This window comes from Rathayibacter sp. AY2B9 (assembly GCF_002931595.1).
Classification (GTDB): Bacteria; Actinomycetota; Actinomycetes; order Actinomycetales; family Microbacteriaceae; genus Rathayibacter.
In genome coordinates this window covers 1-26,662 of sequence record NZ_PSUB01000023.1, presented here as the reverse complement: position 1 = coordinate 26,662, position 26,662 = coordinate 1, and the positions used below count along the sequence as shown (strand labels likewise).

The window sequence follows — 26,662 nt, the reverse complement described above, 5'->3', positions numbered from 1 at the left end:
GCGCGCGATCGACTCGCCGCTGCACGCGGTGATGAATGCCGGATTCCTCCTCCAGGGAGCGGCCGGGGCGGCGGGGTCGCTCCCGACCGTAGGCCTCCGCTGTTTCGCGCGCGTTTCCGGCGGGAGGCGCGATCCGGATCCGGAGCGGCCCCGCCCCCGGGTGCTAGAGCTCGCCCTGCTGCGAGGTGCCGGCCGGGATCGGGACGAGCCGCGTCACGACGGGCGGGTGGGCGACGAGTCCGCGGATCGCCGCGTTGAGGCGGACGACCGGCTCGCCGGCGCCGTGCGCGTCGAGCAGGTCGCCGCTCGTCCACTTCTCCAGCATGACGATGGTGCCGTCGGGCGAGTCGTGGATCGCGTAGAGCTCGCAGCCCTCCTCCTCGTGCACCTCCGCGATGGCGGTGGAGAGGGCGGCGACGAGCGCGTCGCGCTGCCCCTCGGCGGGAGTGAAGATCGCGGAGACGACGACGGGATCGGACATGGCGTGCCTTTCGGAGGGGGAGAGGATCAGCGCCGCGGGGGTGCGGCGCAGCTGGAGCGGATGACGAGGTCGGCCTGCACCTCGATGTGCTGCGGGGCCTCGGGGAGGCGGCCCTGCATGCGGGCGAGGACGAGCTCGACGCTGTGACGGGCGAGCATGTCGATCGGCTGGCGGACGACGCTGAGCGGCGGGGTGACCAGCTCGCTCCACGGGTTGTCGTCGAACACGACGACCGAGAGGGCCTCCGGGATCCGGATCCCGAGCTGGAAGAGCCGGTGCACGGCGCTGCGCACCTGCGCGCCGCTGCCCGCGGTCTGAGGAGGCCGCGGCTGCCGCGGCACCTCCGGCCGCCGGAGCAGCCGCAGGCCGGTCGCGAGCTGCCAGGCCGTGACGGCGTAGACGGAGGCGCGCTCCCAGACGCCGTCGGGCAGCAGGTCGACGCCGGGCACGCGGGTGTCGACCTGCAGCATCAGCAGCGCGAGCAGGCCGGCCGCACCGAGCACGATCCCGACCGTCCCGAGCGCCCACGGGGCGCGGCCGCGCCGGGCCGCGGCACCGGCGACGATCGAGGCCGCGTTGCCGCCGACGATCGCCATCGCGGCGCCGACCACGTGCAGGCCGCCGATCCCGTTCTGCGCACTGGCGCTGCTCCCGTGCACGAGGCCCACCACGGCGATGCCCACGGCGTAGACCACGGCGAGGGAGAGGAACAGCCCCCGCGATCCGCCCCGCGCCGCCCGCACGGTCGTGACGGCGGCGGCGAGGTAGAGCGCCCCCTGCAGGAGGAATCCGGCATTCATCACCGCGTGCAGCGGCGAGTCGATCGCGCGCCCCTGGAACACGCCCACCTCGGGCACGCCGAGATCGCTGATGTAGTTCCGTGCATAGCTGTAGCCCGGGAACGCGGACGCGGCGACCGCCTCCGCTCCCACGTAGGCGAGCGCGCTCACCACCCACAGCACTCCGGCCCCACGAGTTCCCATGGGCCCATCATCCCCGGGCCCGGTCCCGACGGTCGTCGTCGCCGGACGGCTCCCCGCCGCTCCGGTCACAGGCTGAACCCGCCGTCGGTCGTGAGCACCTGCCCGACGACCCAGCTGCCCGCCGACGTGGCCAGCCACGCGATCAGCTCCGCGGGGTCCGCCGGCGTGCCGACCCGGCCGAAGGGCGTGCTCGCGACGTACTCCTCGAGGTCCTCGAGCGACCGGTCGGTGGTCTCCGGGTCCAGGTATCCCGTGTTCACTGGACCCGGATCGATCGTGTTGAGCACGATCCCGAGCTCCAGGACCTCGGCGGCGACCGTGGCGGTGACGCCGGCGAGTGCGGCCTTGCTCGCGGCGTAGGCGACCTCTCCGCGCATCGCGCCGTGGATCTGGCCGGACGTCATCCAGAACACGTGCCCCTGCGCCCGGGCGTAGGGCCCGGCTCCGACGACCCGGTCGCCGGGCCGGCGGGGTCCGTCGGTGCGCGGTGCCCGGAGCCGCGCGAACTCCGCGGTGAGCAGGAGGGTGGAGCGGGTGTTGACGTCCCAGAACGCGGTGAGCCGCTCGGGCGTCATGTCGAGGATGCTGCCGTCATCGCCGCTCTTCGCGTGGTTGCAGACGAGGACGTCCAGGCTCCCGGTGAGGTCGGCTGCGGTGGCGATCAGACCGGTGATCGTGGAGGGATCGGCCAGGTCCGCGGCGACGTCGGCGAACCGCGCGCCCTCCGTGAGGTGCGCGCGCAGCTCGGACCTCACCGCGTCGAGGTCGTCCCCTCCCCAGGGGAGGTCGAGATCGTGAGGGCGGTGGTGGTGGACGACGAGGTGCGCGCCGAGGGAGGCGAGCTTCGCGGCGACGGCGAATCCGATGCCGCGCCGCCGCGAGACACCGGTGACGAGAGCGGTCCTGCCCTGCAGGGGGAGGAGTGCGGACACGGGGAGCCTTTCGATCGCGCCCGAGCGGGCCGGAGGGTGCGGGCCGGAGGGAGCGGGCCGGAGCGACGGGGATCGGGAAGGCCTCAGCCGCACTGCACGATCCCCACCGTATCGAGCCGCCGGTGGCCTCCGTCCGGCGATGAGGTGCCCCTCAGACCTGCTGGGAGATCCGCAGGCCCCGTCCCCGGGAGAAGCCGAGGCGCGAGTAGCTGTCCGCCAGCCGCTCGTCGCCGGCGACGGCCACGACGACGCCTCCCGCGGGGACCGTGGCCAGCAGCTCCCTCGTCGCGAGCAGCGCCGACAGGCGGGTCCCGGGGCGCTGCGAGAGCGCCATCACCGTCCACCGCCGCCCGGGAGGCGTCTCCGCGCCGACGGCCGCGGTGAGGGGGGTCCCGACCAGCAGGGCCCCCGCCCCCACGGCTCCGCCGAGGAGCGCCGCGAGGACCAGGACCGCGCCGAGCAGCCCCGAGAGCGCGACCCACACGGCCGCCACCACGGCCAGCAGGACGACCGGGACGGTGACGGCGATGCTCACCAGGGCGTCGGCGACCGGCCGGTAGCGCCCGAAGACGACCAGCCCGTTCCGGTCGGCCGTCTCATGGGCGGCGCGGCGGATCACGGAGGGCGCGAGCGAGAGCAGCGCCGTCGGGAAGGCCAGGACGGCGAGGACGCGGTGGCGCGTGAAGGCGCGCACCATCAGCCACGAGACGGCGGGCAGACGTCCCCATCCGACCGATGCCGACGCCGCTGCCATCGATCCAGTCTGCGCGATCGGGGAGGCGCGCGGCCACCTCGTCGGTCACCGCCGACGCGTCAGGGGGACGGGGCGGGGAGCGTGGATCGGTGCGCGTCGACAGGTCCGCTGCTCGGCACCGCTCCTGCGGGGCCGAGCGACGCGGTCGCGACGATCAACCCACGGTCGCGATGACGACCGCGGCGATCGACAGGAGGGCGCGGCAGTGGTTCCATCGCGTCCACGAGCGCCGGTAGCGGTCCCACTCCCCGGCTCCGCCGCGATCGAGGCCGCGGTTGAGCGGCACGTTGCGCAGCACGGTGAGGGCCGTGCCGGAGAGGGACGCTCCGGCGATCAGCACGTCGACCGCTGAGCCGCGGACGAGACCCGAGACGCCGAGGGCGGCCGCGGCGACGGCCGTCCCGCCGAAGAGCACGAGGAACGGACCGCGCTCCGCTCGCCTGTTGATCCGGGCCATCGTCGCCGCGGCGTCCGGAGCGCTCGCCTGCCGCAGTGCCGGCATCACCATGACCGAGAACGCCGCGTAGACCCCGGCCAGCAGCCCGGTCCCGACGACGGTGATCGTGGCGATCATCGCCGGGCCGCCGTCGCCGCGATCCGGCACGCGCGGTCCCGGACGGGCGCCCGCCCGGTACCCGCGCCGTCCTCATCGGCACCCGTGCAGCGAGATGCGGGGCGGACGGTGTGCTCGCGTGGCTCGAGGCGGGCGAGGATGCGGGAGCCGGTGCGCTCGGCGCCACCGGAGGGGAGAAAGGTCATGCCTCGATTCCACCGGTCGCTCGCCGGACGGTGAATGGGCGGGGCTCGGCTCCTCCTTCGTCAGCGTCTAGCGTGGGGCCGTGGATCCGCTCGAGCACTTCCTCTCCGGACCGCGGGCGTCGCGGGCCTTCGCTCTGCTCGTGGACATGGACGGGGCATGGGCCCTGGACGTCCGCGACGGCGCACCGCTCACCGTCGTCGCCGTGCTCGCCGGGTCGGTGCTCCTCGACGGGACCCCGCTCGGTGCGGGCGATGCGGCGCTGGTGCGCGGCCCGGAGCCGTACACCGTGTCCGATGCGGCGGGGAGCCCGCCGACGATCCGGATCGATCCCGGGCACCGGTGCGTCAGCCTCGACGGACGCGACCTCTCCGACGAGCTGCGCAACGGCGTCCGCCACTGGGGCACCGCCTCCGGCGGCGGGACGGGTCTGCTCGTGGCGTCCTACGACCGTTCCGACGAGGTGGGCGGTCTCGTGCTGCGCTCGCTCCCGCGTGTGGCGATCGTGCCGGGACACGGAGCCGTCGATCCCGTCGTCGGCCTCCTCGCCGGCGAGCTGGCCCGGGAGGGCACCGCGGGCCGGGTCGTGATCGACCGGCTCCTCGACGTGCTCACGGTCTCGACGGTGCGGCGCTGGGCCGAGCTCGCTGCTCACCGGGGGGAGACGTGGCTCACCTGCGACGACGCGGTCGTGCTCGCAGCGCTCGACCGCCTCCACTCGCGGCCCGCCGAGGCGTGGACGGTCGAGTCCCTCGCGCGGAGCGTGAACGTCTCCCGGGCCACGCTCGCCGAGCGGTTCCGGGCGGGCGTCGGCCGGCCGCCGATGGAGTACCTCGCCCGCTGGCGTCTCACCGTCGCCGCGGATCTCCTCCTCGATCCAGGCAGGACCGTCGCGTCCGTCGCCCGGGAGGTCGGCTACGAGAACGCCTTCGCCTTCAGCACCGCCTTCAAGCGGCAGGCAGGCGCGACGCCCAGCGAGTTCCGCCGGCAGCGGGCGCCGGTCCTCTGAGGAAGCGGCGCGAGGGGCGAGGCCTCAGTCCGCTGACGCCTCGTCGTCGAGCTCCTCGGCGAGCTCGTCCGCGGTCAGCCGGTCCCCGGGAACGGGCGTGCGGAAGACCGGCGCGTCCTCGTCCTCGTCCAGCGCGGGCTCCGCCTCGGCGGGAGCGGTGTCGGGCTCGAGGAGGACGTCGTCGTCGTCGACGGTGTCTCGAGCGCGATCGGCGTCGCGCGGCTCGTGTGCGGGCAGGAACGGTTCGGCCATGGACATGCTCGGAGCATGCCACCGTCGAGTAGCGAGCGGGTGAACGGATGTCCGGAGCCGCCGCTGACCGTTCCGCTCGGCGGGTCGGGCTCCGCCCGGTGCGACTCGCCGCGGGCTCGGAGGCCGACGCGGACTACTCCTCGTCCGCCCGGTAGACCTTCCGGAACGCGTCCTTGCGGGCGATCCTCCCGCCGCGGAACTCGTAGATGTCGCAGCCCCGCGTGACCTGGGGTCCGCCGTCGGGGCCGGTCCCGGTGAAGGACCAGGTGGCCGCGCCGCGCGTCCCGGCGATGAGGGGAGCCCCCTCCTCGTGCCGCTCCTGTCCGGTGTCGAAGGCGAGCATGAGCGCGAATCCCTCGCGGACCTGCTCCTTGCCCGTCCAGGTGCGGCCGGGCTCGGGGCCGACGGACGCGCCGTACACGCAATCGTCGGTCATGTGACTCATCAGCGCTTCGAGGTCGTGGCGGGTCCAGGCGTCGCTGAACGCGGCCAGCACCTCGGGCGTCATCTCGCTCGTGCTGGTCTCGGTCGAAGAGGAGTCGTCCATGTGCGGGCCTCGGTCCTTCTGATCGGTGGACCGTCGTCGGTCGCTCTGCGACCGTGGCAGGTGAGCGGCCGCAGTGGCAACGCCCTCTAGCGGTCATGTCCGGAAGCGGACGGCCGGCGGATCAGCGGTCCGTCGACCCGCCGACCAGCGGGTGAGCGCGACGGCGGGGGGCGGTGCACTGCGGGCGGCGGGAGCGGCCGCCGAGGCGACCCGCTCCACCGGGCACTGCCGCGTCCCGATGCTGAGCCCCTTCGTGAAGGCCGTGCCGAAGTCGGACGCGGGCCGGTCCTCCTCCGCCTCCTCGGTCGCGGCCCCCGGGTCGCCCGCGGCGGCCGGATGCTAGGCGCTCGCCGCCTCGTCCGCCACCTCCTCCCCGCCGACCGGCGCCGACGCGCAGGATGAGGAGCACCGGTCGCGGCGGGCACCGACTCCGCACCCGACCGGCACCGAGACCGCCACGAGCCCGCGCCGGCGGGAGGACAGCGAGAGCACCATGGGATTCTGGGGACCGACCGACGAGACCCGCGGCACGCGCCCGGTCGACGAGCCGCTCGGCGAGCTGGAGCTCGTGCACGCCTTCACCAGCGGGCCGATGCCCACCGGCGTCAGCGTCTCGCACACCGGGCGGATCTTCGTGAACTTCCCCAAGTGGGGAGACGAGGTCCCGGCCACGGTCGTGGAGCTGGTCGACGGAGCGGCGGTGCCCTACCCGGACGAGGCCTGGAACACGCCGTCGGGAATCGACGACGCCGGCGCCCTCGTCTCGGTGCAGAGCATCGTCGTCGATCCGGCCGACCGGCTCTGGATGCTCGACACCGGCAGCCCGATGTTCGAGCCGACGAAGAAGGGCGGCCCCAAGCTCGTCCGCATCGACCTGGCGACCGACACCGTCGAGCAGGTGATCGTCCTCGAGCCGGACGTCGCCCTGCCGACCACCTACCTCAACGACGTGCGCTTCGATCTGCGGCGCGGCATCGCCTACATCACCGACTCGGCCGACTCCGGCCCGAACGGGATCATCGTCGTCGACCTCGAGGCGGGGACCGCCTGGCGCCGCCTGCACGACCACCCGAGCACGAAGGCGCTCACTCCTCCGGAGCTCGTGCCGATGGCCGAGGGCCGCGTGCTGATGAAGCGCCCGGCCGACGGCGACCCTCAGCCGGTGACGATGGGCGCCGACGGCATCGCGATCTCGGCCGACGGCGAGCGCCTCTGGTACTGCCCGCTCGCCTCCCGCCGCTGGTTCAGCGTGGCGACGGCGGCCCTGGTCGACCGGTCGGTGCCGGACGAGGACGTCGCGGCGACCGTCGTCGACGAGGGCGACAAGGGCGGGGGAGCGGACGGCCTCGAGACGGATGCGCTGGGCCGCTTCTACGCCACGAGCTACGAGAACAACGCGATCGTCCGCCGTCGCACCGACGGCACGATGGAGACGATCGTGCACGACGAGCGGCTGCTCTGGCCCGACACGATGTCGATCGCGACGGACGAGCACCTGTACGTCACCGCGAACCAGCTGCACCGCCAGGCCGATTACCAGGGCGGCACGGATCTGCGGACGTACCCGTACTCGCTGTTCCGGGTGCGGATCGGCGCGGGGCCGGTTCTCCTGCGCTGAAGGCCCCCGCCCGGTCTCCTGCGCCGAGATCCGCAGCGCGGATCAGCGCCAGTGGACGAGCTCCGTGCGGAGGGTCGCGCGGGCGCGGGCGAGCAGCCCGCGGACGGTCGAGGTCGAGAGGCCCAGCTCGTGCGCGATCGCGTCGTAGCTGCACTGCTCCAGCTGGCGCAGCTCCCAGCAGCGGCGCTGGGCCGGGGGCATCGCGGCGAGCACCCGGTTGGCGTCGGCGGCGAGCGATCCGCAGTGCGCGGCGTGTTCCGGGTCGTCGGCGGCGGAGGCGGGGAACTCGTCGTCCAGCTCGGCTCGCAGCCGCGAGACGCTGGAGCGGAGTCGGTCGACGCTGCGGCGGCGGGCGGTCGTGACGAGCCAGCCTGCGATGGTCTCGCCGTCGATCACGCTGTCCACGTGGGTCCACGCCGCGAGGAACGTCTCCTGCACCACGTCGTCGACGTCGGCGCTGCTGCGGAGGGTGCGGGCGGCCGTCGCGCGGAGCAGCGCGGTGTAGCGGCGGACGATGGTGGCGAACGCGCGGTCGTCGCCCTCCGCGGCGCGGATGACGAGCATCCGGTCCGAGTCGGGCTCGAGCAGTGCGAGCGGCGGCGCAGCGAGGGTCGAGGGGCGGGCCCTCGGGGGGCGTGCGGGGGTGGTGGCGGTGAGCATGCGGACTCCGGTCGACTTGATGTGTACGCATGATTCGAAGGCGCGCTCCCGCCCGGTTTCCCGGGGCGGGACCCCAGTGGGAGGGGCAGGTCTGTCCGGTTTCCGGGGACGTCAGCGCCGCCGCGACCACCAGCGGCGGGACCGCTCCGGCTCGGCGGCCGCCCGGGCCTCGGCCTCGGCGGCGCGATCGGCGCGCCGCTGCGACCAGGCGGCGACCTCCTCGTCGACGTCCCGGAGCGGGGTGACGACGGGCGGCCCACCCAGCAGCTGGCGGCGCGCCTCGATCACCCGCGTGTTGAAGTCGGCGAGCTCGGCGCGCACCTCCTCCTCGCGGTGCAGGCGGTCGAGGCGCTCGTCGAGCGCGCGGTCCTCGGCGCGGAGGAGGAAGGCGGCCGGGCCGATACCGGTGAGGTTCTCGCGCTCGATCTTGCGGCGGATCCACCAGTCCGGGTCGTGGGCCGCGCCCAGGTCCGGAAGCGGCTTCCCCGATCCCGGCAGGTCGTCGAAGTCGCCGCGGCGGATCGCGAGCTGGATCGCCGTCTCGACGAACGCGGCCCGCTCGAGCGGATCCTCCGGCAGGGCGGGCTGCTCCGCCTCGTCCTCGCCCGTGGCGCCGGCCCGGTACCGGGCGGCGCGCTCCCTCGCATCCGACATCCCTCCACGCTAGATCGGGCTCCTCGCCGCGGGCAACCACCCCTCCCGCCGTCTCCGTGGTCGGTGGGGCTCCGCGGGTCGACATCGGCGGACCGGCGTGCGTAGTATCGATACTCGATAACATCGACGATCGATAAGGAGTCCATCATGACGAGTGTCATCCCCAGCGGACCGGTCCGGGAGCGTCCGCGCGTGTTCCGGGTGGCGAGAGCGGTCCTGCTCATCGTCGCGGTCTTCTCCGTGCTGACCGCGCTCCTGCAGACCTGGACCGTCACCACCGGGCGGACCCTGCTGGTCTTCGGGGGAGCGGACGGCCGCCTCCCGCTCCGGAGCCTCCCGCAGCTGCTGCAGGCCGAGCCGCGCGAGGGCACCGCGCCCACGCTCGCCGACGCCGCCCTCTCCCTCCGCCTGCTCGGTGCGCTGCCGAGCCTCCTCCAGGCGGTCACGATCGTCCTCGCCACGGTCTTCCTCCTGCGGGTCCTCCGCGGCATCGCGGCCGGACGCCCGTTCGACCCCTTCGTCCTCGCGAACTGGCGCCGTCTGAGCCTCGCCCTGCTGATCGGAGGAGTGGCCCAGGGCCTCGCCGACACCGCGGCGGGCCTGTACCTCAGCTCCGGCATCGGCCTGCTCTTCGGCGCCGGCCGGGTGAGCGACGAGCAGCGCGACACGTTCCTCGGCGGCGACTACCAGGCCATCGGGACGAACCTCCCGCAGTGGCCGGTCCCCGTCCTGCTCGCCGGCGTGGTGGCCCTCGCCCTGACGGCGGCGTTCCGCGCCGGCGCGAAGCTCGAACGGGACGTCGACGGCGTTGTCTGAGCCCGCCGACGACGAGAGGCACCGGATCGACTGCCACCTCGGAGCAGTGCTGGCCGAGCGCGGCGTGACCCTCACCGCCCTCTCTGCCCGCACCGGCATCACGATGGCGAACCTCTCCATCCTCAAGAACAACCGCGCCCGCGCGATCCGCTTCACGACGCTGACGCTCATCTGCGACGCACTCGACTGCACCCCGCAGGAGCTGTTCTCGATCCGGGCCGTCGACGAGCGGGGGTAGCGGCGGGCGGATCGGCCAGGGGATCTCTGCGGGGCCGATGGTGTGGACGCCGTCCGATCGGATCGTCGATCGAGCAGGACTCAGTCGCGCTCCACGTCCGCCCCTCCTGGGATCGGCCGGAGCTCCCCGGAGCTCGCTGTCGTCCCGACCCATGGATGAGCCTCACCAGCGCGGTCGGCGGCCTCGGCCATCGACCGTCCACAGGGGTGCGAGCTCGTCAGCGAGACCGTCGAATGCGCCTCCGGTGGATGCCGGCGGCTGCTCGCGGTCGTCCCGCCCGAGGCGATGACTCCCGAGCAGTTGTCGCGCGAGCGCGGAACGACCCCGCAGACCCGCATCGCGGGAACCCTCCGGGACCCTCGCTCCATCTCGGTGGCTTCCACCGTCGAGGGGCCCCTCCTGAAGATCCGGGCCGACTACTGGTCCCAGGAGTACATCCCCTGGGGACGTATGCGAAGCGTCCTCGTGCGTGCTTCCGCGAACCGGTCCCGTCGCGCTGTGCGATCTCCCTGAGACGGCGGCGGTGTACCCGTCGACGAGGCCGCCGGTCATCGTCCCCGCGAGGAGCGCCCGCATCAGACCCGCACCGACGACGAACACGTCGATCGACCCGGGGTTCCCGAACGGGAGACGGACCGTGATGCACGTCTGGTCGTGCTGAGCGGCGGTCAGCGGTCGAGGACTTGACGAATGACGAGGACTCGGTTCTCCGTCGACTCCCGCCCGACCGGGTCGAACCCGCTCGCCGTCATCACTGAGACCCTGCTCGAGCCGGTCGGCGTGCTCGTGCGCGCCGCGCTGCGGCCGCGTCCCGCCCGCTCAGTCCAGCGGGTAGCCCGGCAGCCCGTCGATGCTGACCGCGTTCCGCGTGGCGCGGTACTCGGCCATGCCGTCGGGGCCCTTCTTCTCGGCCTGGAGGAGGAGCAGGTCGCGCTCGCCGACCGGCTCCATCACCGGCACGCCCCAGCCGCACGCGTCGCTGATGCGGGTGAGCTCGACGGTGACGACCGCGCGAGTGCTCGGGTGCTCGGGGTGCTGCTCCGCGACCTCGGTGAACGCCTCCGAACCGGGCAGGTGCACGGAGCCGGTGCCGTGCAGGCGGACGATGCGCGGACGCGATCCGAACGACGCGAACATCAAGCACACGCGCCCGTTCTCGCGCAGGTGCGCGATCGTCTCGACTCCGCTGCCCGTGTAGTCGACCCAGCCGACCCGCCGCGGGCCGAGGATCGAGAACGAGTCGTGGCCGCGCGGCGACATGTTGACGTGCCCGTCCGCGGCGAGGGGCGCGGTGGCGACGAACCACATCGGCTGCTCGTGGATCCAGGAGCAGAGGCTCTCGTCGATCTCGTCGTAGACGTGCGCCACGGGGTCAGGCCCCGGCCGCGCGGCGGACCAGCTCGGTGACGGCGGCGCGCGTCTCGGCGTCGGCGGAGACGAGCGCGTAGGCGGTCGGCCAGATCGTGCCGTCGTCGAGCTGGGCGCCGTCCTGGAAGCCGAGGGTCGAGTAGCGCGTGCCGAACTTCGCGCCGGGCTGGAAGAAGACGATCGCCTTGCCGTCCGAGCGCGCGTAGGCGGGGAAGCCGTACCAGGTCTTCGGGAGGAGATCGGGGGCGGTCTCGCCGACGACCTCGTGGAGCATCTGGGCGATCGGCCGCTCCTCGTCGGTCATCGCGGCGATCGCGGCCTCCGCGTCCCTGCGGTCGGCGTCGGCCTTGTCGGCGCTCTTCTGCCGCTTCGCCTCCGCCCGCAGCTCGGCCGCGCGCTGCTTCATCGCCGCGCGCTCGTCCTTCGAGAAACCGTCTTCGGAGGCCATGTCCGCCCGTCCCGTCCGTCTGCGGCTCCCGGTCCGGGAGCGTCCCCGCACATCGTGGCAGCGCCGCACTCGCCGCACAACGGCGGGAGCGAGCGCGAACGCGCGCCCCGGAAGCCCAGCCTCCGCGGTTAGCGTGGGCGGATGCGCCTCCTCCTGATCCGCCACGGCCAGACCCCCTCCAACGTCGCCGGGCTCCTCGACACCCGCATCCCCGGACCCGGGCTCACCGACCTCGGCCGCACCCAGGCCGCGGCACTGCCCGGTCGGCTCGTCGGCGAGGGGATCGGCGCGCTGCTCGTCTCGACGATGGTCCGCACCCACGAGACGGCCGCCCCTCTCGCCGCGGCCCTCGGGCTCGAGCCGATCGAGCGCGACGGCATCCGCGAGGTCGCGGCCGCGGGGCTCGAGATGCGCGGCGACGACGCGGCGGTCGAGGAGTACATGGGCACGGTCTTCCGCTGGGCCGGCGGCGAGACGTCGATCCGGCTGGCGGGCGGCGAGACGGGCGACGAGTTCGCGGCGCGCTACGACGCGGTGGTGGCGGAGGCGGAGGCGCTCGGGCACGAGGTCGTCGCGCTGGTCAGCCACGGCGCGGCCATCCGCTGCTGGGCGGGTCTGCGCTCCCTCGACCTCGATGCGCGCTTCATCGCCGACCACCTGCTCGACAACACCGGCGTCGTCGTCCTCGAGGGCTCGGGCGACGCGTGGACGCTCGTGTCCTGGCAGGGCGAGCCCGTCAGCGGAGTCGGCGCGGCGGCCCCCTCGGGCCCGGCGGGCGAGACCACCGTCTGAGCGACAGGGCCTCCTCGCCGGTCGAGCAGCCGCGCGGCGGCGGATGGAGACCGGCCGGAACGAGCGCCGCCGGCCGCGCCACCACGGTAACGATCGCGCAACACTCCGGAAACCAGCTCCGACCAGCACATTCACTTGCGCTGATCGGTTCACCGCCACCCCTGGACACGCCTCCGCAATTGTCCGACGTTTGCCCCTCGGCGGCTCCGCGGCTACCGTGGTCGGCGGTCCTCACGGGCCCCGATGAACCGGTCCGCGCTCGCACGGCGTCCCCCAGGACGCGCCGCGATCGTACGGTCAACGGGAGTGGAGGCGGCCCCGAGGCCGCCTCGGACGCTCTCGCCTCCACCCCCTGCCGCGCTGAGCGGCGGGACGCACGCGGAGGCTCGACGCACGGCTGTCCCACGCTCCCGACCCGGCACCACGAGATGAGCGCAGGGCGTCGTCCCTGCGCGCCGACGGAGTGTACGTGCACCAGAACCAGCAGACCATCAGCGAGCCCCGGAGCGAGGCGGGCGCCGATCCCGCGACCCCCGCTCTCGAGGCCCGCCACCTCTTCAAGGTGTTCGGCCGGAAGCCCGACGAGGTCGTCCGCCGACTGGGCGAGGGCGCCGACCGCGGCGAGCTCGCCGGACTCGGCACGGCCGCGGTGATCGACGCGTCCTTCACCGTGCGCCGCGGCGAGATCTTCGTCGTGATGGGCCTCTCCGGCTCCGGGAAGTCCACCCTCATCCGCATGCTGAACGGGCTCCAGGAGCCCTCCGCGGGCGAGGTCCTGATCGAGGGCTCCACCATCACCGGCGTCTCCGAGGCGGAGCTGCGCCGCGTGCGCCGCTCGTCGGTGTCGATGGTGTTCCAGCACTTCGCGCTCCTCCCGCACCGCACCGTGCTCGACAACGTCGCGTACCCGCTCGAGATCCAGGGCGTCCCCGCGGCCGAGCGCCGCGAGCGGGCGATGCTCGCGGTCGAGCGCGCCGGTCTCGCCGGCTGGCACGAGAAGATGCCCGACGAGCTCTCCGGCGGCATGCGCCAGCGCGTCGGCCTCGCCCGGGCGCTCGCCGCCGACACCGACATCCTGCTGATGGACGAGGCGTTCTCGGCGCTCGACCCGCTGATCCGCCGCGAGATGCAGGAGCAGCTGATCGAGCTGCAGCACGAGCTCGGCAAGACCATCGTCTTCATCACGCACGACCTCAACGAGGCCATGTTCCTCGGCGACCGCATCGCGGTGATGCGCGACGGCCGCATCGTCCAGATCGGCACCCCGGAGGAGATCCTCACCGACCCGGCGAACGACTACGTCGCCCAGTTCGTGCAGGACGTCGACCGCGCCCGCGTGCTCACCGCCTCCGCCGTGATGGAGCCCGCCCGCTCCGTGGTCACCCTGGCGGCCGGTCCCCGCGCCGCGCTCCGGAGCATGCGCGACCTGCAGACCTCGGCCGCGTTCGTGGTCGGCGGCGGACGACGCCTGCTGGGCACGGTCCGCGACCGCGACGTGATCGAGCAGGTGCGCCGGAGCACCGGCGACCTCTCGGCGGTCCTCGCCTCCGACGTCGTCACCGTCGGTCCGGACACCGCCCTCAGCGAGGTCATCGAGCCCGCCGTCGAGTCGGCGCTGCCGGTCGCCGTGGTCGACGCCGACGGGCGTCTGCTCGGAGCGATCCCGCGGGTGACCCTGCTCGCGGCGCTCGGCAACGTGCCCGCCCGCACCGGCGAGCACCCGGTGATCGAGCCGCCCGCCACCGTCTCGACCGAGGTCGTCACCGCGACCCTGCACGCGACCGGAGGCCCCGTCGACGACGCCGTCCTCGCGGCGGACGGAGGTGCACGATGACCGATCTCGGATTCCGCCTCCCGCTCGGCGCCCTCGCCGAGGGTGCCGTCGATGTCCTCACGCAGACCTTCCAGCCGGTCTTCGACCTGCTGCGCACCGTCTTCGGCGCCCTCTACTCCGGCGTCGACCTCGTCCTCGCGACACCGCCCTTCTGGGTGATCGTCGCCTTCCTCGCCGTACTGGCCTACGCCGTCCGCGGCTGGGTCTTCGCGGCCGGCACCGCCGTGGGGCTCCTGCTGATCGTGGGGGTCGACCAGTGGGAGAACGCGATGGACTCCCTCGCGCTGGTGCTCGTCGCCTCCGTGATCGCCATCGCGCTGAGCGTGCCGCTGGGCGTGCTCGCCGCGCGCAACCGCACGGCCTCCGCGGTCATCCGGCCCGTGCTCGACCTGATGCAGACGATGCCGGCCTTCGTCTACCTGATCCCCGCGCTGATCCTGTTCCGGGTCGGAGTGGTGCCGGGCATCGTCGCGACCATCGTGTTCGCCATGGCGCCGGGCGTCCGGCTCACCGAGCTGGGCATCCGCGGCGTCGACCCGGAGCTCGTCGAGGCGGGGGAGTCGTTCGGCTCCTCGAAGTGGCGGATCCTCCGCCAGATCCAGCTGCCGCTGGCGCTGCCCTCGATCCTGGCGGGCCTCAACCAGGTCATCATGCTCTCGCTCTCGATGGTCGTCATCGCGGGCATGGTCGGCGCCGGAGGGCTGGGCGGCGACGTCGTCGCGAGCCTCAACCGGATCGATGTCGCGCTCGGCTTCGAGGCGGGCATCTCCGTCGTGATCCTCGCGGTCGTCCTCGACCGGATGACCGGCGCGCTGGGCTCGCCCTCGCCGGCGAGGGTCGCCCGGGCGAAGAACCGCCGCGCCGTCGTGGCGACCCGTTCGGCCGTCGGCGTCGTCTCGATCGGCCTGGTCGCGTCCCTCGGAGCCGCGACCCTCGCCGCTCCCGCCACCGCCGCCTCCGTCGACAACGGCGACCGCACCGACGTGACCGTCGCCGTGTTCCAGGGCTGGGACGAGGGGATCGCCGTCTCCGCTCTGTGGGAGGCGGTGCTCGAGGAGCAGGGCTACGACGTGACCCTGCAGAACGCCGACGTCGCCCCCGGCTTCCAGGGCCTCTCGACGGGCGACTACGACCTCGCCCTCGACACCTGGCTGCCGCTCACCCACGCCCGGTACGTCGAGCAGTACGGCGACTCGATCGTCGACCTGGGCGCGTGGAACGACGAGGCGAAGCTGACCATCGCGGTCAACGAGGACGCCCCGATCGACTCCCTCGAGGAGCTCGCCGCCGAGCCGGGCGTCGTCGGCAACCGCCTGATCGGCATCGAGCCCGGCTCCGGTCTCAACAAGACGACGACCGAGGACGTCATCCCCGGCTACGGCCTGGAGGGGATGGACTACCTCACCTCCTCGACGCCGGCCATGCTCCAGGAGCTCTCGAGCGCGACCGCCGCGGGCGAGAACATCGCCGTCACGCTCTGGCGCCCGCACTGGGCCTACGACGCCTTCCCGGTCAAGGACCTCGAGGACCCGAAGGGCCTGCTCGGGCAGGCGGAGGGGATCCACTCCTTCGGCTCGGCCGCGTTCGACGCGGACTACCCGACGATGAGCCGCTGGATCCGCGACTTCCGGATGGACTCGAAGACGCTCTACTCGCTCGAGAACGCGCTGTTCAACGACGGGGCCGACGACCGCTCCGCCGCCCTCGCCGCGTGGATGGACGAAAACCGGGAGTACGTCGACACGCTGATCACCTGATCCGCCACCACGACGAAGGCCGAGAGGCCGGGCGGCCCCGGACCAGGGCTGTCCCGGCCTCTCGGCCTTCGTCGAGCAAGGGTCAGGCGGCGCTGACCCGGCGTCCCGCGGTGGCGCGGACCAGGAGGGTGACCACCAGCACCACGGCGGCGGCGACCAGCGCGGCGATCCCGGCGGGGACCGAGACGAGCTCGCCGGCGAAGCGGCCGACGGCGACCCAGGAGAGTCCCCAGACGAGCGAGAGCATCGGGGCGATGCGGCCGCGGCCGGTGACCGCGATCAGGAGTCCGACGAGCGCGGCGACGGCGAGGACGACGACCGCCCAGACCGCGGCGCCCGGACCGTCCGCGCTGCCGACTCCCGCGCCGACGAGCCCGGCGGTGACGTTCGCGGCCGTGGCCACGCACACCCAGCCGAGGTAGAGCCCGAAGGTGCCGTCCGTCACGATCGCGTCGACCACTCCGGCCGACCGGGTGGTCCGCAGGATCACGAAGATGCGCGCGAGCACGGCGAGCAGCAGGGCGATCACGACGACGCTGAGCGTCAGGAAGCCGGCCTGGACGACCAGGATCCACGCGGCGTTCAGGAGGAGGCTCGCGGCGGCCCAGTAGCCCAGCCGGCGGTGGCGGGTGCGGGCGGTCTGCGAGGGCAGGAACTGCCAGATCGCGTAGGCGATGAGGCCGGTGTAGATGACGCTCCAGATCGCGAAGGCGGGGCCGTCGGGAGCGATGGGGGTCGAGGACGCGGTCAGGGCGCCGCCGGCCGCGTTCTGGATCTGCGTGCCGCCCGCGGCGCCCGAGCCGATGAACGAGCCGATGAGGGCGAGCACCGCGCTCACGGCGACGACGACCTGGCGGATCCGGTCGGCGCGGTCGGGGGTTCGTGTGGCGGTCATGTCGCTCCTCCATTAGTCAGCTGGCTTAGTAATGAGAGTAGCGCGATTCCGCTCCCCGTCCACTGGGGCTTGCGGCGAGGCCTCGACCCTGGAGAGGGCCGGGGCCGGATTCTCAGGCGCGGGCGGCCGCGTACTGCTCGCGGATCACGGGGCGGTGGTCCGGCGCGGGCTCGGCCACCGAGGTGACGGTCCACGTCGGACGCGATCCTGTCAGCGCCCAGGCGGCCTGCACGGCGGCACCGTCGGCCACGTACTCGCCGGGCGTCGGCACCTGCACGGGCACGTCGAACACCTGCGATGCAGCGAGCTGCACGGCGCGGTTCTGCGCGGCTCCGCCGATGAGGAGGATGCGCCGCGCCTCCACTCCCTGCGCGCGAACGGCGTCGAGGCCGTCGGCCAGTCCGCAGAGCATGCCCTCGATCGCCGCGCGGGCGAGGTTCGGCCGCGTGGTCGAGGCGATGGTCATCCCGTGCAGGCTCGCGGTCGCGTCCGGCAGGTTCGGCGTGCGCTCGCCCTCGAAGTAGGGGACCAGCACGAGGCCGTCGGCACCCGGCTCCGCCTCGAGCGCCAGTGCGGCGAACTCGTCGAAGTCGCTGCCGAGCAGGGTCGCGGTCGAGGCCAGCACGCGCGCGGCGTTGAGCGTCGCGACCAGCGGCAGGAAGCGCCCGCTCGCGTCGGCGAAGCCGGCGACGGTCCCGGAGGCGTCGCGCACCGGGTCGTCCGTGACGGCGAAGACGGTGCCGCTCGTGCCGATGCTGACGACCACGTCGCCGGGGCCGGCGCCGAGGCCGAGCGCGGCGCCCGCGTTGTCGCCCGCGCCGGGGCCGACGACGAGTCCGCTCTCGGTGCGGCCCGCCTCCTCCGAGGGGCCGAGCACGCGGGGGAGCAGCGGGCGGTGGCCGAGGGCGCGCTCGAGCAGGTCGAGGTCGTAGCCGTCCGCTCCCCAGTACGAGGTGCCGGACGCGTCCGACCGGTCGGTCGTGAGGGCGTCGAGCTGCGGACCGCGGGCGGAGTCGGGGCCGTAGCCGAGCAGGCGCCAGGTCAGCCAGTCGTGGGGGAGCGCGACGGCGGCGACACGGGCGGCGTTCTCGGGTTCGGCGTCGCGCAGCCAGCGGAGCTTGGTGGCGGTGAAGGAGGCGACCGGCACCGATCCGGTCCGCTCCGCCCAGGCCCCGGCTCCGAGCTCCTCGATGAGCGCGGCGGCGGCGGGCGCGCTGCGGGTGTCGTTCCAGAGCAGAGCGGGGCGGATGACGGCGCCGCTCTCGTCGAGGACGACCATGCCGTGCTGCTGGCCGCCGACCGAGATCGCGGCGACGTCGTCGAGCCCGCCGGCGTCGGCGAGGGCGAGCTGCAGCGCCTCCCACCACGCGGCCGGATCGACCTCGGTGCCGTCCGGGTGGCTCGCCCGGCCGGTGCGCACCACGGCGCCGGTGTCGAGGTCGCGGACGACCACCTTGCAGCTCTGGGTCGACGAGTCGATCCCTGCGACGAGCGTCATCGCTGTCCTCTTTCGTTGGGGGGTTCGGGTTCGGGCGTCCGGTGCGGAACCGGGCCGGATGCAGGAGAACGGACGAGATCCCGTGCCGGTGCAGGGGATCTCGTCCGTCTCAGGTCGTCCCGCGGCGGACCGCGGGCTCAGGAGGTGCGGGTCAGCCGCGGGCGCCGAGCAGGTGCTCGGTGGCCAGCTGCTGCAGGCGCACGAAGCCGAAGCCCTTGCCGCCGAGGTAGGCGTCGGCGTCGAACGACTCGTACGAGGCGGTGTCCGCGAGCAGGTCGTCGTACGACTCGCCCTCGTTCAGCGTCGGGGTGGAGAGCTCGGCGACCTTCGCGGCTGCCAGCGCCTCCTGCACCTCGGGGTCGGCGCGGAAGGCCGCGGCGCGCTCCTTGAGCAGCAGGTAGGTGCGCATGTTCGCGGCGGCCGAGTCCCAGACTCCGGTCTCGTCCTCGGTGCGCGAGGGCTTGTAGTCGAAGTGGCGCGGGCCGTCGTAGGCCGGGACGCCGCCGGGGCCGCCGTTCTCGAGGAGGTCGACGAGCGAGAACGCGTTGTGCAGGTCGCCGTGGCCGAAGACCAGGTCCTGGTCGTACTTGATACCGCGCTGGCCGTTGAGGTCGATGTGGAAGAGCTTGCCGTGGTACAGCGCCTGGGCGATGCCGGCGGTGAAGTTCAGGCCCGCCATCTGCTCGTGGCCGACCTCGGGGTTCACGCCGACGAGCTCGGGGCGCTCGAGGGAGTCGATGAACGCGATCGCGTGGCCGAGCGTCGGAAGCAGGATGTCGCCGCGGGGCTCGTTCGGCTTGGGCTCGATGGCGAAGCGGATGTCGTAGCCCTTGTCGGTGACGTAGTCGCCGAGCAGGTTGACGGCCTCGCGGTAGCGCTCGAGCGCGGCGCGGATGTCCTTCGCGGAGTCGTACTCGGCGCCCTCGCGGCCGCCCCACATGACGAACGTCTTCGCGCCCAGCTCGGCGGCGAGGTCGATGTTGCGGAGGACCTTGCGCAGCGCGAAGCGGCGGACGTCGCGGTCGTTCGAGGTGAAGCCGCCGTCCTTGAAGACCGGGGCGCTGAAGAGGTTGGTGGTGACCATCGGCACGATGAGGCCGGTGGACTCCAGCGCGCCCTTGAGGCGGTCGATCTGGGTCTGGCGCTCGGCGTCGGTGGAGCCGAAGGCGAACAGGTCGTCGTCGTGGAAGGTGAGGCCGTACGCGCCGAGCTCGTCGAGCTTCTCGACCGCGTGGACGACGTCGAGCGGCTCGCGGGTCGGGCCGCCGAACGGGTCCGTCCCGTTGTAGCCGATGGTCCAGAGGCCGAACGAGAACTTGTCGGCGCGGGTGGGGGTCAGGGACATGGGATCCGAATCCTTTCCGGCGACGTCGCCGAATTGTTGTTGAGCCCAACATATCCCCTGAGGGTCGGGAGGCGCAACGCGCGGAAGGCCCGGCGCGTCGCCCTCCGGCCCCTCGCGGGTGCCGCCCGCTCATGCCGCGGAACCGCTCGCGGAGCGGGCCGGCGCCCGGGGAGGTCGTCGCGAGGATCGCTTGCGCAAGCGCTTCGACTGTGCGTACAGTCGCTCCAGCACGACCGGTCGAAGCGCTTCGAAGCCCGACCGCGACCGACGACGACGTCCGGCAGGAGGAGCCATGGCGACCATCCACGACGTGGCCCGCGCTGCCGGAGTCTCGATCAGCACCGTCTCCTACGCCCTCTCCGGCAAGCGCTCGATCGCCGCCTCCACCCGGCAGCGCGTCGACGACGCGGTGCGCCAGCTCGGCTACCGGCCCCACGCGGGAGCCCGGATGCTCGCCGGGGCGCGGACCCACATCCTCGCCCTCTCCGCCCCGATGCGCGGCGAGCTGCATCTGCCGACCCACATGCGCTTCGTCACCGAGGTGCTGGAGCGCGCCCGGGAGTCGGACTACGACGTCCTGCTGCTCGTCACCGACGAGGCCTCCAGCGGCATCGGGCGCGTGTCCTCCTCCTCGCTCGTCGACGGCATCGTCCTGATGGGCGTCGACGACGACGACGACCGCGCCGAGCTGATCCGCGCGGCCGGGGTCCCCGCCACCTTCATCGGCGTGCCCGCCGACTCCCACGATCTCGCCTGCGTCGACCTCGACTTCGCCGAGGCCGCCCGCCAGAGCGTCCGCCGGCTCGCCGAGCTGGGCCACCGCTCGCTCGGCCTGCTCGAGCACCCGCAGTCCTACACCGACCGCAACGCCGGCTTCGTCCGCCGCTTCGACGAGGCGTTCCGCGCCGAGGCCGCAGCGCTCGGAGTCGAGATCGCGGTCGAGCGCCCGCACATCGGCCGCCCGAGCGCATCGGCCGCGATCGACGCGATCCTCGCCGCACCCGTCCCGCCGACCGCGCTCGTGCTGCACTGCAACGAGCCCGTGGCGGAGGCGGCGATCGAGCGCGTCCTCGAGCGCGGCCTCTCCGTCCCCGGCGACCTGTCGATCCTGGCGGCCTGCGCCAGCTACGACGGCGGCGCCCTCCCGGTCCCCACCAGCAGTCTTCCCCTCCCGTTCGACGCGATGTGCCGAGCGGCCGTCGCGCGGACCCTCCAGCAGATCGACTCCGGCCGCACCGTCGGCGTCGAGCTGCTCCCGCCCTCCTACGTCGACCGCGGATCCCTCGCGGTCGCTCCGACCGGCGCTCCGGTGCCGGCGGTCCCGTCCGGCACTCCCGCGCCGGCCTCCCTCTAGTCCTCCACCCTCTTCCCGCCCGCTCCGGCTCTGCGCGGTGTCGAAACGCTTCGACACCGCGCCTCCGCGAGAGAGCGCTCCCTGCACCACCTCCGCAGCACCACCGCACCGTTCGAAGGAGAACCACCGCAATGTCGCTCCGATCCCGCTCCGCCTTCCACCGCCCGACCGCCGGTCTCAGCCGGCGCAACCTCCTCGCCGGAGGAGTCGGCCTCAGCGCGATGTTCGCGCTGGCCGCCTGCTCCGGTGGCGGTTCCGACGCCGGCTCCGACGCGCTCTCGACCACGGTCGACGGCGCCGGCCGCACCCTCACGCTCTGGGACTTCGAGACGCCCGACAGCGACCGCGGCATCGCCTGGCTCGCCGCCCGCGACATCTTCACCCAGGAGACGGGGGCCGAGATCGCGTACGAGTTCAAGGCCTTCGAGCAGCTGCGCACCGGCGCCAGCCAGATCTTCAACTCCAACTCGGCGCCCGACGTCGTCGAGTACAACAAGGGCAACGCGACCAGCGGACTCCTCTCGAGCCAGGGCCTGCTCACCAACCTCGACGAGGCGGTCGCGTTCTACGGCTGGGACTCGCTGATCCCCGGCGCGCTGCAGACCACCGCGAAGTACGACGAGAACGGGATCATGGGCTCCGGCTCCTGGTACGGCATCCCCAACTACGGCGAGTTCACCTTCGTCTACTACAACAAGGACGCCTTCGCCGCGAACGGCCTCGAGGTCCCCACCACCTACGAGGAGTTCACGGCCGTCCTCGACGCCTTCGTGGCCAAGGGGATCACCCCGCTGGCCGAGGCCGGCGCCGAGTACCCGCTGCAGCAGCTCTTCTACCAGCTCGCGCTGCTGAAGGCCGACCGCTCCTGGATCACCGACTACCAGACCTACACGGGCGAGGTCGACTTCGAGGACGCGGCCTGGAGCTACGCGGCCGACCAGCTGAAGACCTACGTCGACAAGGGCTACTTCTCGGCCGACGCCTCCGGGCTGAAGGCGGAGGACGCGGGCACGGCGTTCATCTCGGGCGAGTACCCGATCTTCTTCTCGGGCTCCTGGTGGTTCGGCCGCTTCAAGACCGAGATCACCGGATTCGAATGGGACACGTTCCTCTTCCCGGGCGCCGAGTTCACGATGGGCTCCGCCGGCAACCACTGGGTGATCCCGGAGACGGCGAAGAACAAGGACCTCGCCTACAAGTGGATCGACATCACGATGCGACCCGAGATCCAGAACCTCATCGGCAACAACGGAGGCATCCCGCTGGTCGTCGACGAGAGCGCCATCACCGACGAGAAGAGCAAGGCGCTGCTCTCGCAGTGGAAGACGGTCGTCGACGGCGACCAGCTCTCCTTCTACCCCGACTGGCCCACCGCGACCTTCTACGACGACCTGGTCGCCGCCACGCAGGAGCTCATCAACGGCTCCTCCGACGAGTCCGCCATGCTCTCCGACCTCCAGGCCAAGTACGACGACGGAGTCGCCGACATCACGTGACGCGGAAGCGTCACGTGATGTCGGCCACGGCGGCCGGCCCCGCGCCTGCAGGCGCGGAACGGCCGTGGAAGACCTGAGGACGTGACGGCGACCCCTCGAGGGGGTCGCACGAACACCGCCGAGCCTCCACCCCCCCCGCTGGATGCCGCTCCGGTACGCGACACGCCGTCGCCTCCGTACCGGAGCGGCATCCCGCGGCAGCACACCCACGACCCCGTCCGACCTAGGAGTACCCATGACGACGACAGCACCTCGTCGCGCGGAGAGCGCGCCGCCTCCCACGACGCCGCCCCGCGAGAAGCGCTCCGGCGGCTACTGGCTCTACCTGATCCCCGGGTTCGTGCTCTTCACGTTCATCGTGCTGATCCCGCTGATCTGGAACGTCTACATCAGCTTCACGTCCTGGCGCGGCATCAAGCCGCCGATCTTCATCGGCCTCGACAACTGGATCGAGCTGATGGGCGACGACCAGTTCTGGACCTCGTTCCTCAACTCGGTCTACATGATCATCGCGATGGTGATCGTCCCCACGATCCTCGGACTCCTGCTCGCGGCGATCCTCTTCGATCTCGTCGGCAAGAAGTTCGGCGGGCGCCTGGCGAGCTTCCTCCGCGCCACCTACTACCTTCCGCAGATCCTGCCGACCGTCATCGCCGCGATCGTCATCGGCTGGATCCTCCGCCCCGACAACGGCGCGCTGAACTCGATCCTCGAGGCCGTCGGGCTCGGCTCCCTCTCGCACGACTGGCTCGGCAAGCCGGACACCGCGATGCTCTCGATCATGGTCGTGATGATCTGGGTGCAGCTGGGCTACCCGGTCGTCATCTTCATGGCGGCACTGCAGCGCGTGGACCCCGAGCTCTACGAGGCGGCGGAGCTCGACGGGGCGAACTGGTTCCAGCGCTTCCGCTGGATCACGGTCTCGATCATCCGGCCCGAGATCTTCGTGGTCACCCTCACCTGCACCATCGCCGCGCTGAAGGTCTTCGGCCCGATCTACGCCCTGACCCGCGGCGGCCCCGGCGACTCCACGATCGTCCCCTCCTACTACTCGTACACCGAGTTCTTCCAGAAGCAGCAGGTGGGCTACGGCGCCACCATCGCGACCGCGCTCACGATCGTCATCGTGATCCTCGCCGTGCTGTTCATCCGCGCCCAGGAGCGCGTCGAGCGCAGCGAAGGAGCCCGCTGATGTCGGCCATCGAGACCCTGCCCCTCACCCAGGCCGGCACGCAGGACGCGGACCTCCCGTCCTCCCGTCCCGCCAAGCCCGCGAAGGGCACGACGAAGCGCACCCTCGGCGACTGGGTGATCCTCGCCGTCGCCGTGGTGATCGGGCTCGTGATCATCAGCCCGGTGCTGCTGATCCTGCTCAACTCCTTCAAGACCCCCGCGGAGTACTCGGCGAACGGCCCGCTCGCCTTCCCGACCGGCCTCTCCTTCGACGGCCTCTCGACCTTCTGGAGCCGCGTCGACTTCCCCGAGAAGCTCGGCAACTCGATCCTCATCTCGGGGTCGGTCGCGATCCTCGCCGTCGCCCTCTCGGTGCTGAACGCCTACGCGATCGGCATCGGCCGGGTCCGCGGCCGGAGCTGGATCATCGTCCTGTTCCTGCTGGCGAACATGCTCCCGCAGGAGGCCCTGCTCTACCCGCTGTACTACATGTTCAAAGCGGTCGGGATCTACGACACCCAGCTGTCGGTCATCGTCATCTTCACCGTCATCCAGTCGGCGTTCGGCACCTATCTGCTCTCGAGCGTCTACAGCACCTTCCCGAAGGAGATCCTCGAGGCCGCGGCTCTCGACGGCGCCTCGAAGTGGCAGGTCCTCACCCGGGTGATCGTCCCGATCTCGCGGCCCACCCTCTCGGTGCTGATGATCTTCTTCTTCATCTGGACCTGGAACGAGTTCCTCATCCCGCTGGTCTTCCTGGTGAGCGACGCGACGCAGACCGTCCCGATCGCGATCTCGAGCCTCCAGGGCGACAAGATCATGGACGTCACCACGACCAGCGCGAGCGCCCTCCTGGGCCTTCTCCCGACGCTGATCTTCTTCCTGATCTTCCAGCGCACCCTCACCCGCGGCATCACCGCCGGCGCGGTCAAGTAGCCCTCTCTCCCTCCGTCGGCGCCTCCCTCACGGGATCCGCCGGCGCGCCATCGAAAGGCACCCCCATGAAGTTCACCAACGGGTTCTGGCAGACGCGGGCCGGATTCACGCCCCTGTTCGCGCAGGAGGCGTACGACATCCGCACCGACGGCACCTCGCTCGAGGTGATCGCCCCGACCCGGGTCATCCAGGGCCGCGGCGACGTCCTCAACCGGCCGGCGCTCACGGTCACGGTGTCCTCGCCGGCCGAGGGGGTCGCGCGGGTGCGGATCGAGCACTGGCGCGGGACGGCCTCCCGCCCCGGCTTCGAGCTGGCCGAGGGCGACGTCGGAGCGGCGGAGGTGACGGAGTCCGGCGGCGTGCTGCGCACCGGCGACCTCGAGGTCCGGATCAGGCAGGGCGCTCCGTGGTCGCTGGAGTTCTGGGACACCTCGACCGGCACGCGCCTCACCGGGTCCGGGCACAAGGCGCAGGGCTACCTGACCGGACCGGACGGAGCCGCCTACCTGCACGAGCAGCTCGACCTCGGCGTCGGCGAGCTGGTCTACGGGCTCGGCGAGCGCTTCGGCCCCTTCGTGAAGAACGGCCAGACGGTGGACGTGTGGAACGCCGACGGCGGCACCTCCTCCGAGCAGGCCTACAAGAACGTCCCGTTCTACCTCTCCAGCCGCGGCTACGGCGTGCTCGTGAACGATCCCGGCCTCGTCTCGTTCGAGATCGGCTCCGAGGCGGTCGAGCGCGTGCAGTTCTCGGTCGGCGGCGAGGCGCTGGAGTACCTGGTGATCCAGGGCCCGACGAAGAAGGACGTGCTGCGGCGCTACACCGGCCTCGCGGGCCGCCCCTCCGTCGTGCCCGCCTGGAGCTACGGGCTCTGGCTGACGACCAGCTTCACCACGAGCTACGACGAGGAGACGGTGAACTCCTTCATCGACGGCTTCGCGGAGCGGGAGCTGCCGCTGTCGGCGTTCCACTTCGACTGCTTCTGGATGCGCGAGTTCCAGTGGACCGACCTCGAGTGGGACCCGCGCACCTTCCCGGACCCGGAGGGGATCCTCGCCCGCCTGCACGAGCGCGGGCTGCACACCTGCGTCTGGATCAATCCGTACATCGCACAGGCGTCGCCGCTGTTCGCCGAGGGGCGCGAGAAGGGCTACCTGCTCAGAACGGCCTCCGGCGACGTCTGGCAGTGGGACATGTGGGTCGCCGGCATGGCGCTGATCGACTTCACGAATCCGGAGGCGACCTCCTGGTTCCAGGAGAAGCTCCGCGTCCTCGTGCGCCAGGGCGTCGACTCCTTCAAGACCGACTTCGGCGAGCGGATCCCGTCGGAGGGCGTCGTCTGGGCCGACGGGACCGACCCCGAGGCCATGCACAACTGGTACACCCAGCTCTACAACCGCGCGGTGCACGAGGTGCTCGAGCAGGAGCTCGGCGAGGGCCGCGCGGTCCTCTTCGCCCGCAGCGCCACGGTCGGCGGGCAGTCGCTGCCGGTGCACTGGGGCGGGGACAACACCTCCTCCTACGTGTCGATGGCCGAGACCCTGCGCGGAGGCCTCTCGCTCGCGCTGGGCGGGTTCGGCTTCTGGGCGCACGACATCGGCGGCTTCGAGGGCACGCCCGATCCCGGAGTGTTCAAGCGCTGGCTCGCGTTCGGCCTGCTCTCCTCGCATTCTCGGCTGCACGGATCCTCCTCGGTGCGCGTGCCGTGGGCGTTCGACGAGGAGGCCGTGGAGGTCACCCGGCTCTTCACCCGGCTGAAGCTCTCGCTGATGCCCTACCTCTTCGCGGCGGGGGCGGAGGCGGCGAGCACCGGCGTCCCGATCATGCGGCCGATGGCGCTCGAGTTCGAGGACGACCGCAGCGCCGCCCACCTCGACACGCAGTACCTGCTCGGGCACGACCTGCTCGTCGCTCCGGTGTTCACCGAGGACGGCACGGTCGAGTTCTACCTCCCGCGCGGGACGTGGACGAGCTGGTGGACGGGCGAGCGGACCGTCTCGACGGGGGAGTGGCGCCGTGAGGTCCACGGCTTCGACTCGCTGCCGCTGTACGTGCGCGAGGGTGC

General features: G+C 72.4%; 26 protein-coding genes. 12 read left to right on the top strand and 14 right to left on the bottom strand.

Annotated elements, in window-relative coordinates; all coding sequences use genetic code 11:
• Window positions 1-163 precede the first annotated feature (163 nt).
• The 5 genes from C5C25_RS15480 to C5C25_RS15460 all read right to left on the bottom strand — a co-directional run bounded on the left by C5C25_RS15480 (window position 164) and on the right by C5C25_RS15460 (window position 3,724).
• On the bottom strand, window positions 164-481 hold the full coding sequence (locus tag C5C25_RS15480) for a putative quinol monooxygenase (protein WP_104251109.1): 318 nt from the start codon (window positions 479-481) through the stop codon (window positions 164-166).
• Window positions 482-507: 26 nt separating this feature from the next.
• Window positions 508-1,464: a DUF998 domain-containing protein gene (locus C5C25_RS15475; protein ID WP_258069436.1), complete on the bottom strand. Its 957-nt coding sequence runs from the start codon at window positions 1,462-1,464 to the stop codon at window positions 508-510.
• Window positions 1,465-1,529: 65 nt separating this feature from the next.
• Complete coding sequence (locus C5C25_RS15470; RefSeq protein WP_258069435.1) at window positions 1,530-2,396, bottom strand: SDR family oxidoreductase; 867 nt, start codon at window positions 2,394-2,396, stop codon at window positions 1,530-1,532.
• A 151-nt stretch (window positions 2,397-2,547) separates the two neighbouring features.
• Entirely contained in the window at window positions 2,548-3,150 is a 603-nt protein-coding gene (locus C5C25_RS15465; RefSeq protein WP_146079489.1) for a hypothetical protein, read from the bottom strand.
• 154 nt (window positions 3,151-3,304) lie between these two features.
• Entirely contained in the window at window positions 3,305-3,724 is a 420-nt protein-coding gene (locus C5C25_RS15460; RefSeq protein WP_104251111.1) for a DUF1772 domain-containing protein, read from the bottom strand.
• 265 nt (window positions 3,725-3,989) lie between these two features.
• Between C5C25_RS15460 and C5C25_RS15450 the strand changes: the two genes are divergently transcribed.
• Window positions 3,990-4,916, top strand: a complete 927-nt coding sequence (locus tag C5C25_RS15450; protein WP_104251106.1) for an AraC family transcriptional regulator — start codon at window positions 3,990-3,992, stop codon at window positions 4,914-4,916.
• A gap of 24 nt (window positions 4,917-4,940) precedes the next feature.
• Here C5C25_RS15450 and C5C25_RS15445 read toward each other — a convergent pair whose 3' ends face one another.
• Together C5C25_RS15445 and C5C25_RS15440 are read right to left on the bottom strand one after the other, a co-directional pair.
• Complete coding sequence (locus C5C25_RS15445) at window positions 4,941-5,174, bottom strand: hypothetical protein (protein ID WP_181133713.1); 234 nt, start codon at window positions 5,172-5,174, stop codon at window positions 4,941-4,943.
• A gap of 127 nt (window positions 5,175-5,301) precedes the next feature.
• Window positions 5,302-5,715: a nuclear transport factor 2 family protein gene (locus tag C5C25_RS15440; RefSeq protein WP_219812314.1), complete on the bottom strand. Its 414-nt coding sequence runs from the start codon at window positions 5,713-5,715 to the stop codon at window positions 5,302-5,304.
• 493 nt (window positions 5,716-6,208) lie between these two features.
• Between C5C25_RS15440 and C5C25_RS15430 the strand changes: the two genes are divergently transcribed.
• Entirely contained in the window at window positions 6,209-7,333 is a 1,125-nt protein-coding gene (locus C5C25_RS15430; RefSeq protein ID WP_104251104.1) for an L-dopachrome tautomerase-related protein, read from the top strand.
• 42 nt (window positions 7,334-7,375) lie between these two features.
• Here C5C25_RS15430 and C5C25_RS15425 read toward each other — a convergent pair whose 3' ends face one another.
• Both C5C25_RS15425 and C5C25_RS15420 read right to left on the bottom strand, forming a co-directional pair.
• The gene (locus C5C25_RS15425) at window positions 7,376-7,993 is read right to left on the bottom strand and encodes an RNA polymerase sigma factor (RefSeq protein WP_104251103.1); all 618 of its coding nucleotides are present in this window, start codon (window positions 7,991-7,993) and stop codon (window positions 7,376-7,378) included.
• Between the two features lie 111 nt (window positions 7,994-8,104).
• Window positions 8,105-8,647 (bottom strand): DUF1992 domain-containing protein, encoded by a 543-nt coding sequence (locus C5C25_RS15420; protein WP_104251102.1) that lies wholly within the window; start codon window positions 8,645-8,647, stop codon window positions 8,105-8,107.
• A gap of 147 nt (window positions 8,648-8,794) precedes the next feature.
• Between C5C25_RS15420 and C5C25_RS15415 the strand changes: the two genes are divergently transcribed.
• Both C5C25_RS15415 and C5C25_RS15410 read left to right on the top strand, forming a co-directional pair.
• The gene (locus tag C5C25_RS15415) at window positions 8,795-9,463 is read left to right on the top strand and encodes a hypothetical protein (RefSeq protein ID WP_104251101.1); all 669 of its coding nucleotides are present in this window, start codon (window positions 8,795-8,797) and stop codon (window positions 9,461-9,463) included.
• Window positions 9,456-9,701: a helix-turn-helix transcriptional regulator gene (locus C5C25_RS15410; RefSeq protein WP_104224883.1), complete on the top strand. Its 246-nt coding sequence runs from the start codon at window positions 9,456-9,458 to the stop codon at window positions 9,699-9,701. The genes C5C25_RS15415 and C5C25_RS15410 overlap by 8 nt, the downstream gene beginning before the upstream one ends.
• 819 nt (window positions 9,702-10,520) lie before the next feature.
• Here C5C25_RS15410 and C5C25_RS15405 read toward each other — a convergent pair.
• Both C5C25_RS15405 and C5C25_RS15400 read right to left on the bottom strand, forming a co-directional pair.
• On the bottom strand, window positions 10,521-11,069 hold the full coding sequence (locus C5C25_RS15405; protein ID WP_104251100.1) for a pyridoxamine 5'-phosphate oxidase family protein: 549 nt from the start codon (window positions 11,067-11,069) through the stop codon (window positions 10,521-10,523).
• A gap of 4 nt (window positions 11,070-11,073) precedes the next feature.
• Window positions 11,074-11,517 (bottom strand): hypothetical protein, encoded by a 444-nt coding sequence (locus C5C25_RS15400; protein ID WP_104224881.1) that lies wholly within the window; start codon window positions 11,515-11,517, stop codon window positions 11,074-11,076.
• 141 nt (window positions 11,518-11,658) lie between these two features.
• Between C5C25_RS15400 and C5C25_RS15395 the strand changes: the two genes are divergently transcribed.
• The 3 genes from C5C25_RS15395 to C5C25_RS16970 all read left to right on the top strand — a co-directional run bounded on the left by C5C25_RS15395 (window position 11,659) and on the right by C5C25_RS16970 (window position 15,900).
• Window positions 11,659-12,309: a histidine phosphatase family protein gene (locus tag C5C25_RS15395; protein WP_104248116.1), complete on the top strand. Its 651-nt coding sequence runs from the start codon at window positions 11,659-11,661 to the stop codon at window positions 12,307-12,309.
• A gap of 469 nt (window positions 12,310-12,778) precedes the next feature.
• Window positions 12,779-14,143: a glycine betaine/L-proline ABC transporter ATP-binding protein gene (locus C5C25_RS15390; protein WP_258069434.1), complete on the top strand. Its 1,365-nt coding sequence runs from the start codon at window positions 12,779-12,781 to the stop codon at window positions 14,141-14,143.
• Window positions 14,140-15,900: an ABC transporter permease/substrate binding protein gene (locus C5C25_RS16970; RefSeq protein WP_104251099.1), complete on the top strand. Its 1,761-nt coding sequence runs from the start codon at window positions 14,140-14,142 to the stop codon at window positions 15,898-15,900. Before C5C25_RS15390 ends, C5C25_RS16970 begins: the two co-directional genes overlap by 4 nt.
• An 82-nt stretch (window positions 15,901-15,982) precedes the next feature.
• Here C5C25_RS16970 and C5C25_RS15380 read toward each other — a convergent pair whose 3' ends face one another.
• The 3 genes from C5C25_RS15380 to xylA all read right to left on the bottom strand — a co-directional run bounded on the left by C5C25_RS15380 (window position 15,983) and on the right by xylA (window position 19,638).
• Entirely contained in the window at window positions 15,983-16,795 is an 813-nt protein-coding gene (locus C5C25_RS15380; RefSeq protein ID WP_104224878.1) for a tryptophan-rich sensory protein, read from the bottom strand.
• Between the two features lie 112 nt (window positions 16,796-16,907).
• On the bottom strand, window positions 16,908-18,293 hold the full coding sequence (xylB, locus tag C5C25_RS15375; RefSeq protein ID WP_104227358.1) for a xylulokinase: 1,386 nt from the start codon (window positions 18,291-18,293) through the stop codon (window positions 16,908-16,910).
• Between the two features lie 151 nt (window positions 18,294-18,444).
• Window positions 18,445-19,638, bottom strand: a complete 1,194-nt coding sequence (xylA, locus tag C5C25_RS15370) for a xylose isomerase (protein WP_104224876.1) — start codon at window positions 19,636-19,638, stop codon at window positions 18,445-18,447.
• 292 nt (window positions 19,639-19,930) lie between these two features.
• Between xylA and C5C25_RS15365 the strand changes: the two genes are divergently transcribed.
• The 5 genes from C5C25_RS15365 to yicI form a co-directional block, all read left to right on the top strand.
• Window positions 19,931-20,992: a LacI family DNA-binding transcriptional regulator gene (locus C5C25_RS15365; protein WP_104224875.1), complete on the top strand. Its 1,062-nt coding sequence runs from the start codon at window positions 19,931-19,933 to the stop codon at window positions 20,990-20,992.
• Window positions 20,993-21,123: 131 nt separating this feature from the next.
• Window positions 21,124-22,488 carry an ABC transporter substrate-binding protein gene (locus tag C5C25_RS15360; RefSeq protein ID WP_258060612.1) on the top strand — a complete coding sequence of 455 codons (1,365 nt, stop codon included), beginning with the start codon at window positions 21,124-21,126 and terminating at the stop codon, window positions 22,486-22,488.
• 235 nt (window positions 22,489-22,723) lie between these two features.
• Window positions 22,724-23,680, top strand: coding sequence for a carbohydrate ABC transporter permease (locus C5C25_RS15355; protein ID WP_104224874.1), 957 nt, complete (start codon window positions 22,724-22,726; stop codon window positions 23,678-23,680).
• A complete protein-coding gene (locus C5C25_RS15350; protein ID WP_104251098.1) occupies window positions 23,680-24,597 on the top strand; it encodes a carbohydrate ABC transporter permease in 918 nt (305 codons plus the stop codon). Before C5C25_RS15355 ends, C5C25_RS15350 begins: the two co-directional genes overlap by 1 nt.
• A 65-nt stretch (window positions 24,598-24,662) precedes the next feature.
• The coding region (yicI, locus tag C5C25_RS15345; protein ID WP_104251097.1) for an alpha-xylosidase at window positions 24,663-26,662 on the top strand (2,000 nt) is incomplete at its 3' end.

What these genes read in the sequence shown, in the direction of transcription:
- C5C25_RS15360 (WP_258060612.1), top strand. Translation starts at nt 21,124, where the DNA reads ATGTCGCTCCGATCCCGCTCCGCCTTCCACCGCCCGACCGCCGGTCTC.
- C5C25_RS15430 (WP_104251104.1), top strand. Translation starts at nt 6,209, where the DNA reads ATGGGATTCTGGGGACCGACCGACGAGACCCGCGGCACGCGCCCGGTC.
- C5C25_RS15415 (WP_104251101.1), top strand. Translation starts at nt 8,795, where the DNA reads ATGACGAGTGTCATCCCCAGCGGACCGGTCCGGGAGCGTCCGCGCGTG.
- C5C25_RS15425 (WP_104251103.1), bottom strand. Translation starts at nt 7,993, where the DNA reads ATGCTCACCGCCACCACCCCCGCACGCCCCCCGAGGGCCCGCCCCTCG.
- C5C25_RS15355 (WP_104224874.1), top strand. Translation starts at nt 22,724, where the DNA reads ATGACGACGACAGCACCTCGTCGCGCGGAGAGCGCGCCGCCTCCCACG.
- C5C25_RS15465 (WP_146079489.1), bottom strand. Translation starts at nt 3,150, where the DNA reads ATGGCAGCGGCGTCGGCATCGGTCGGATGGGGACGTCTGCCCGCCGTC.
- C5C25_RS15350 (WP_104251098.1), top strand. Translation starts at nt 23,680, where the DNA reads ATGTCGGCCATCGAGACCCTGCCCCTCACCCAGGCCGGCACGCAGGAC.
- C5C25_RS15460 (WP_104251111.1), bottom strand. Translation starts at nt 3,724, where the DNA reads ATGATCGCCACGATCACCGTCGTCGGGACCGGGCTGCTGGCCGGGGTC.
- C5C25_RS15380 (WP_104224878.1), bottom strand. Translation starts at nt 16,795, where the DNA reads ATGACCGCCACACGAACCCCCGACCGCGCCGACCGGATCCGCCAGGTC.
- C5C25_RS15400 (WP_104224881.1), bottom strand. Translation starts at nt 11,517, where the DNA reads ATGGCCTCCGAAGACGGTTTCTCGAAGGACGAGCGCGCGGCGATGAAG.
- C5C25_RS15480 (WP_104251109.1), bottom strand. Translation starts at nt 481, where the DNA reads ATGTCCGATCCCGTCGTCGTCTCCGCGATCTTCACTCCCGCCGAGGGG.
- xylA (WP_104224876.1), bottom strand. Translation starts at nt 19,638, where the DNA reads ATGTCCCTGACCCCCACCCGCGCCGACAAGTTCTCGTTCGGCCTCTGG.
- C5C25_RS15395 (WP_104248116.1), top strand. Translation starts at nt 11,659, where the DNA reads ATGCGCCTCCTCCTGATCCGCCACGGCCAGACCCCCTCCAACGTCGCC.
- C5C25_RS15445 (WP_181133713.1), bottom strand. Translation starts at nt 5,174, where the DNA reads ATGTCCATGGCCGAACCGTTCCTGCCCGCACACGAGCCGCGCGACGCC.
- C5C25_RS15475 (WP_258069436.1), bottom strand. Translation starts at nt 1,464, where the DNA reads ATGGGAACTCGTGGGGCCGGAGTGCTGTGGGTGGTGAGCGCGCTCGCC.
- C5C25_RS15365 (WP_104224875.1), top strand. Translation starts at nt 19,931, where the DNA reads ATGGCGACCATCCACGACGTGGCCCGCGCTGCCGGAGTCTCGATCAGC.
- C5C25_RS15440 (WP_219812314.1), bottom strand. Translation starts at nt 5,715, where the DNA reads ATGGACGACTCCTCTTCGACCGAGACCAGCACGAGCGAGATGACGCCC.
- C5C25_RS16970 (WP_104251099.1), top strand. Translation starts at nt 14,140, where the DNA reads ATGACCGATCTCGGATTCCGCCTCCCGCTCGGCGCCCTCGCCGAGGGT.
- C5C25_RS15420 (WP_104251102.1), bottom strand. Translation starts at nt 8,647, where the DNA reads ATGTCGGATGCGAGGGAGCGCGCCGCCCGGTACCGGGCCGGCGCCACG.
- xylB (WP_104227358.1), bottom strand. Translation starts at nt 18,293, where the DNA reads ATGACGCTCGTCGCAGGGATCGACTCGTCGACCCAGAGCTGCAAGGTG.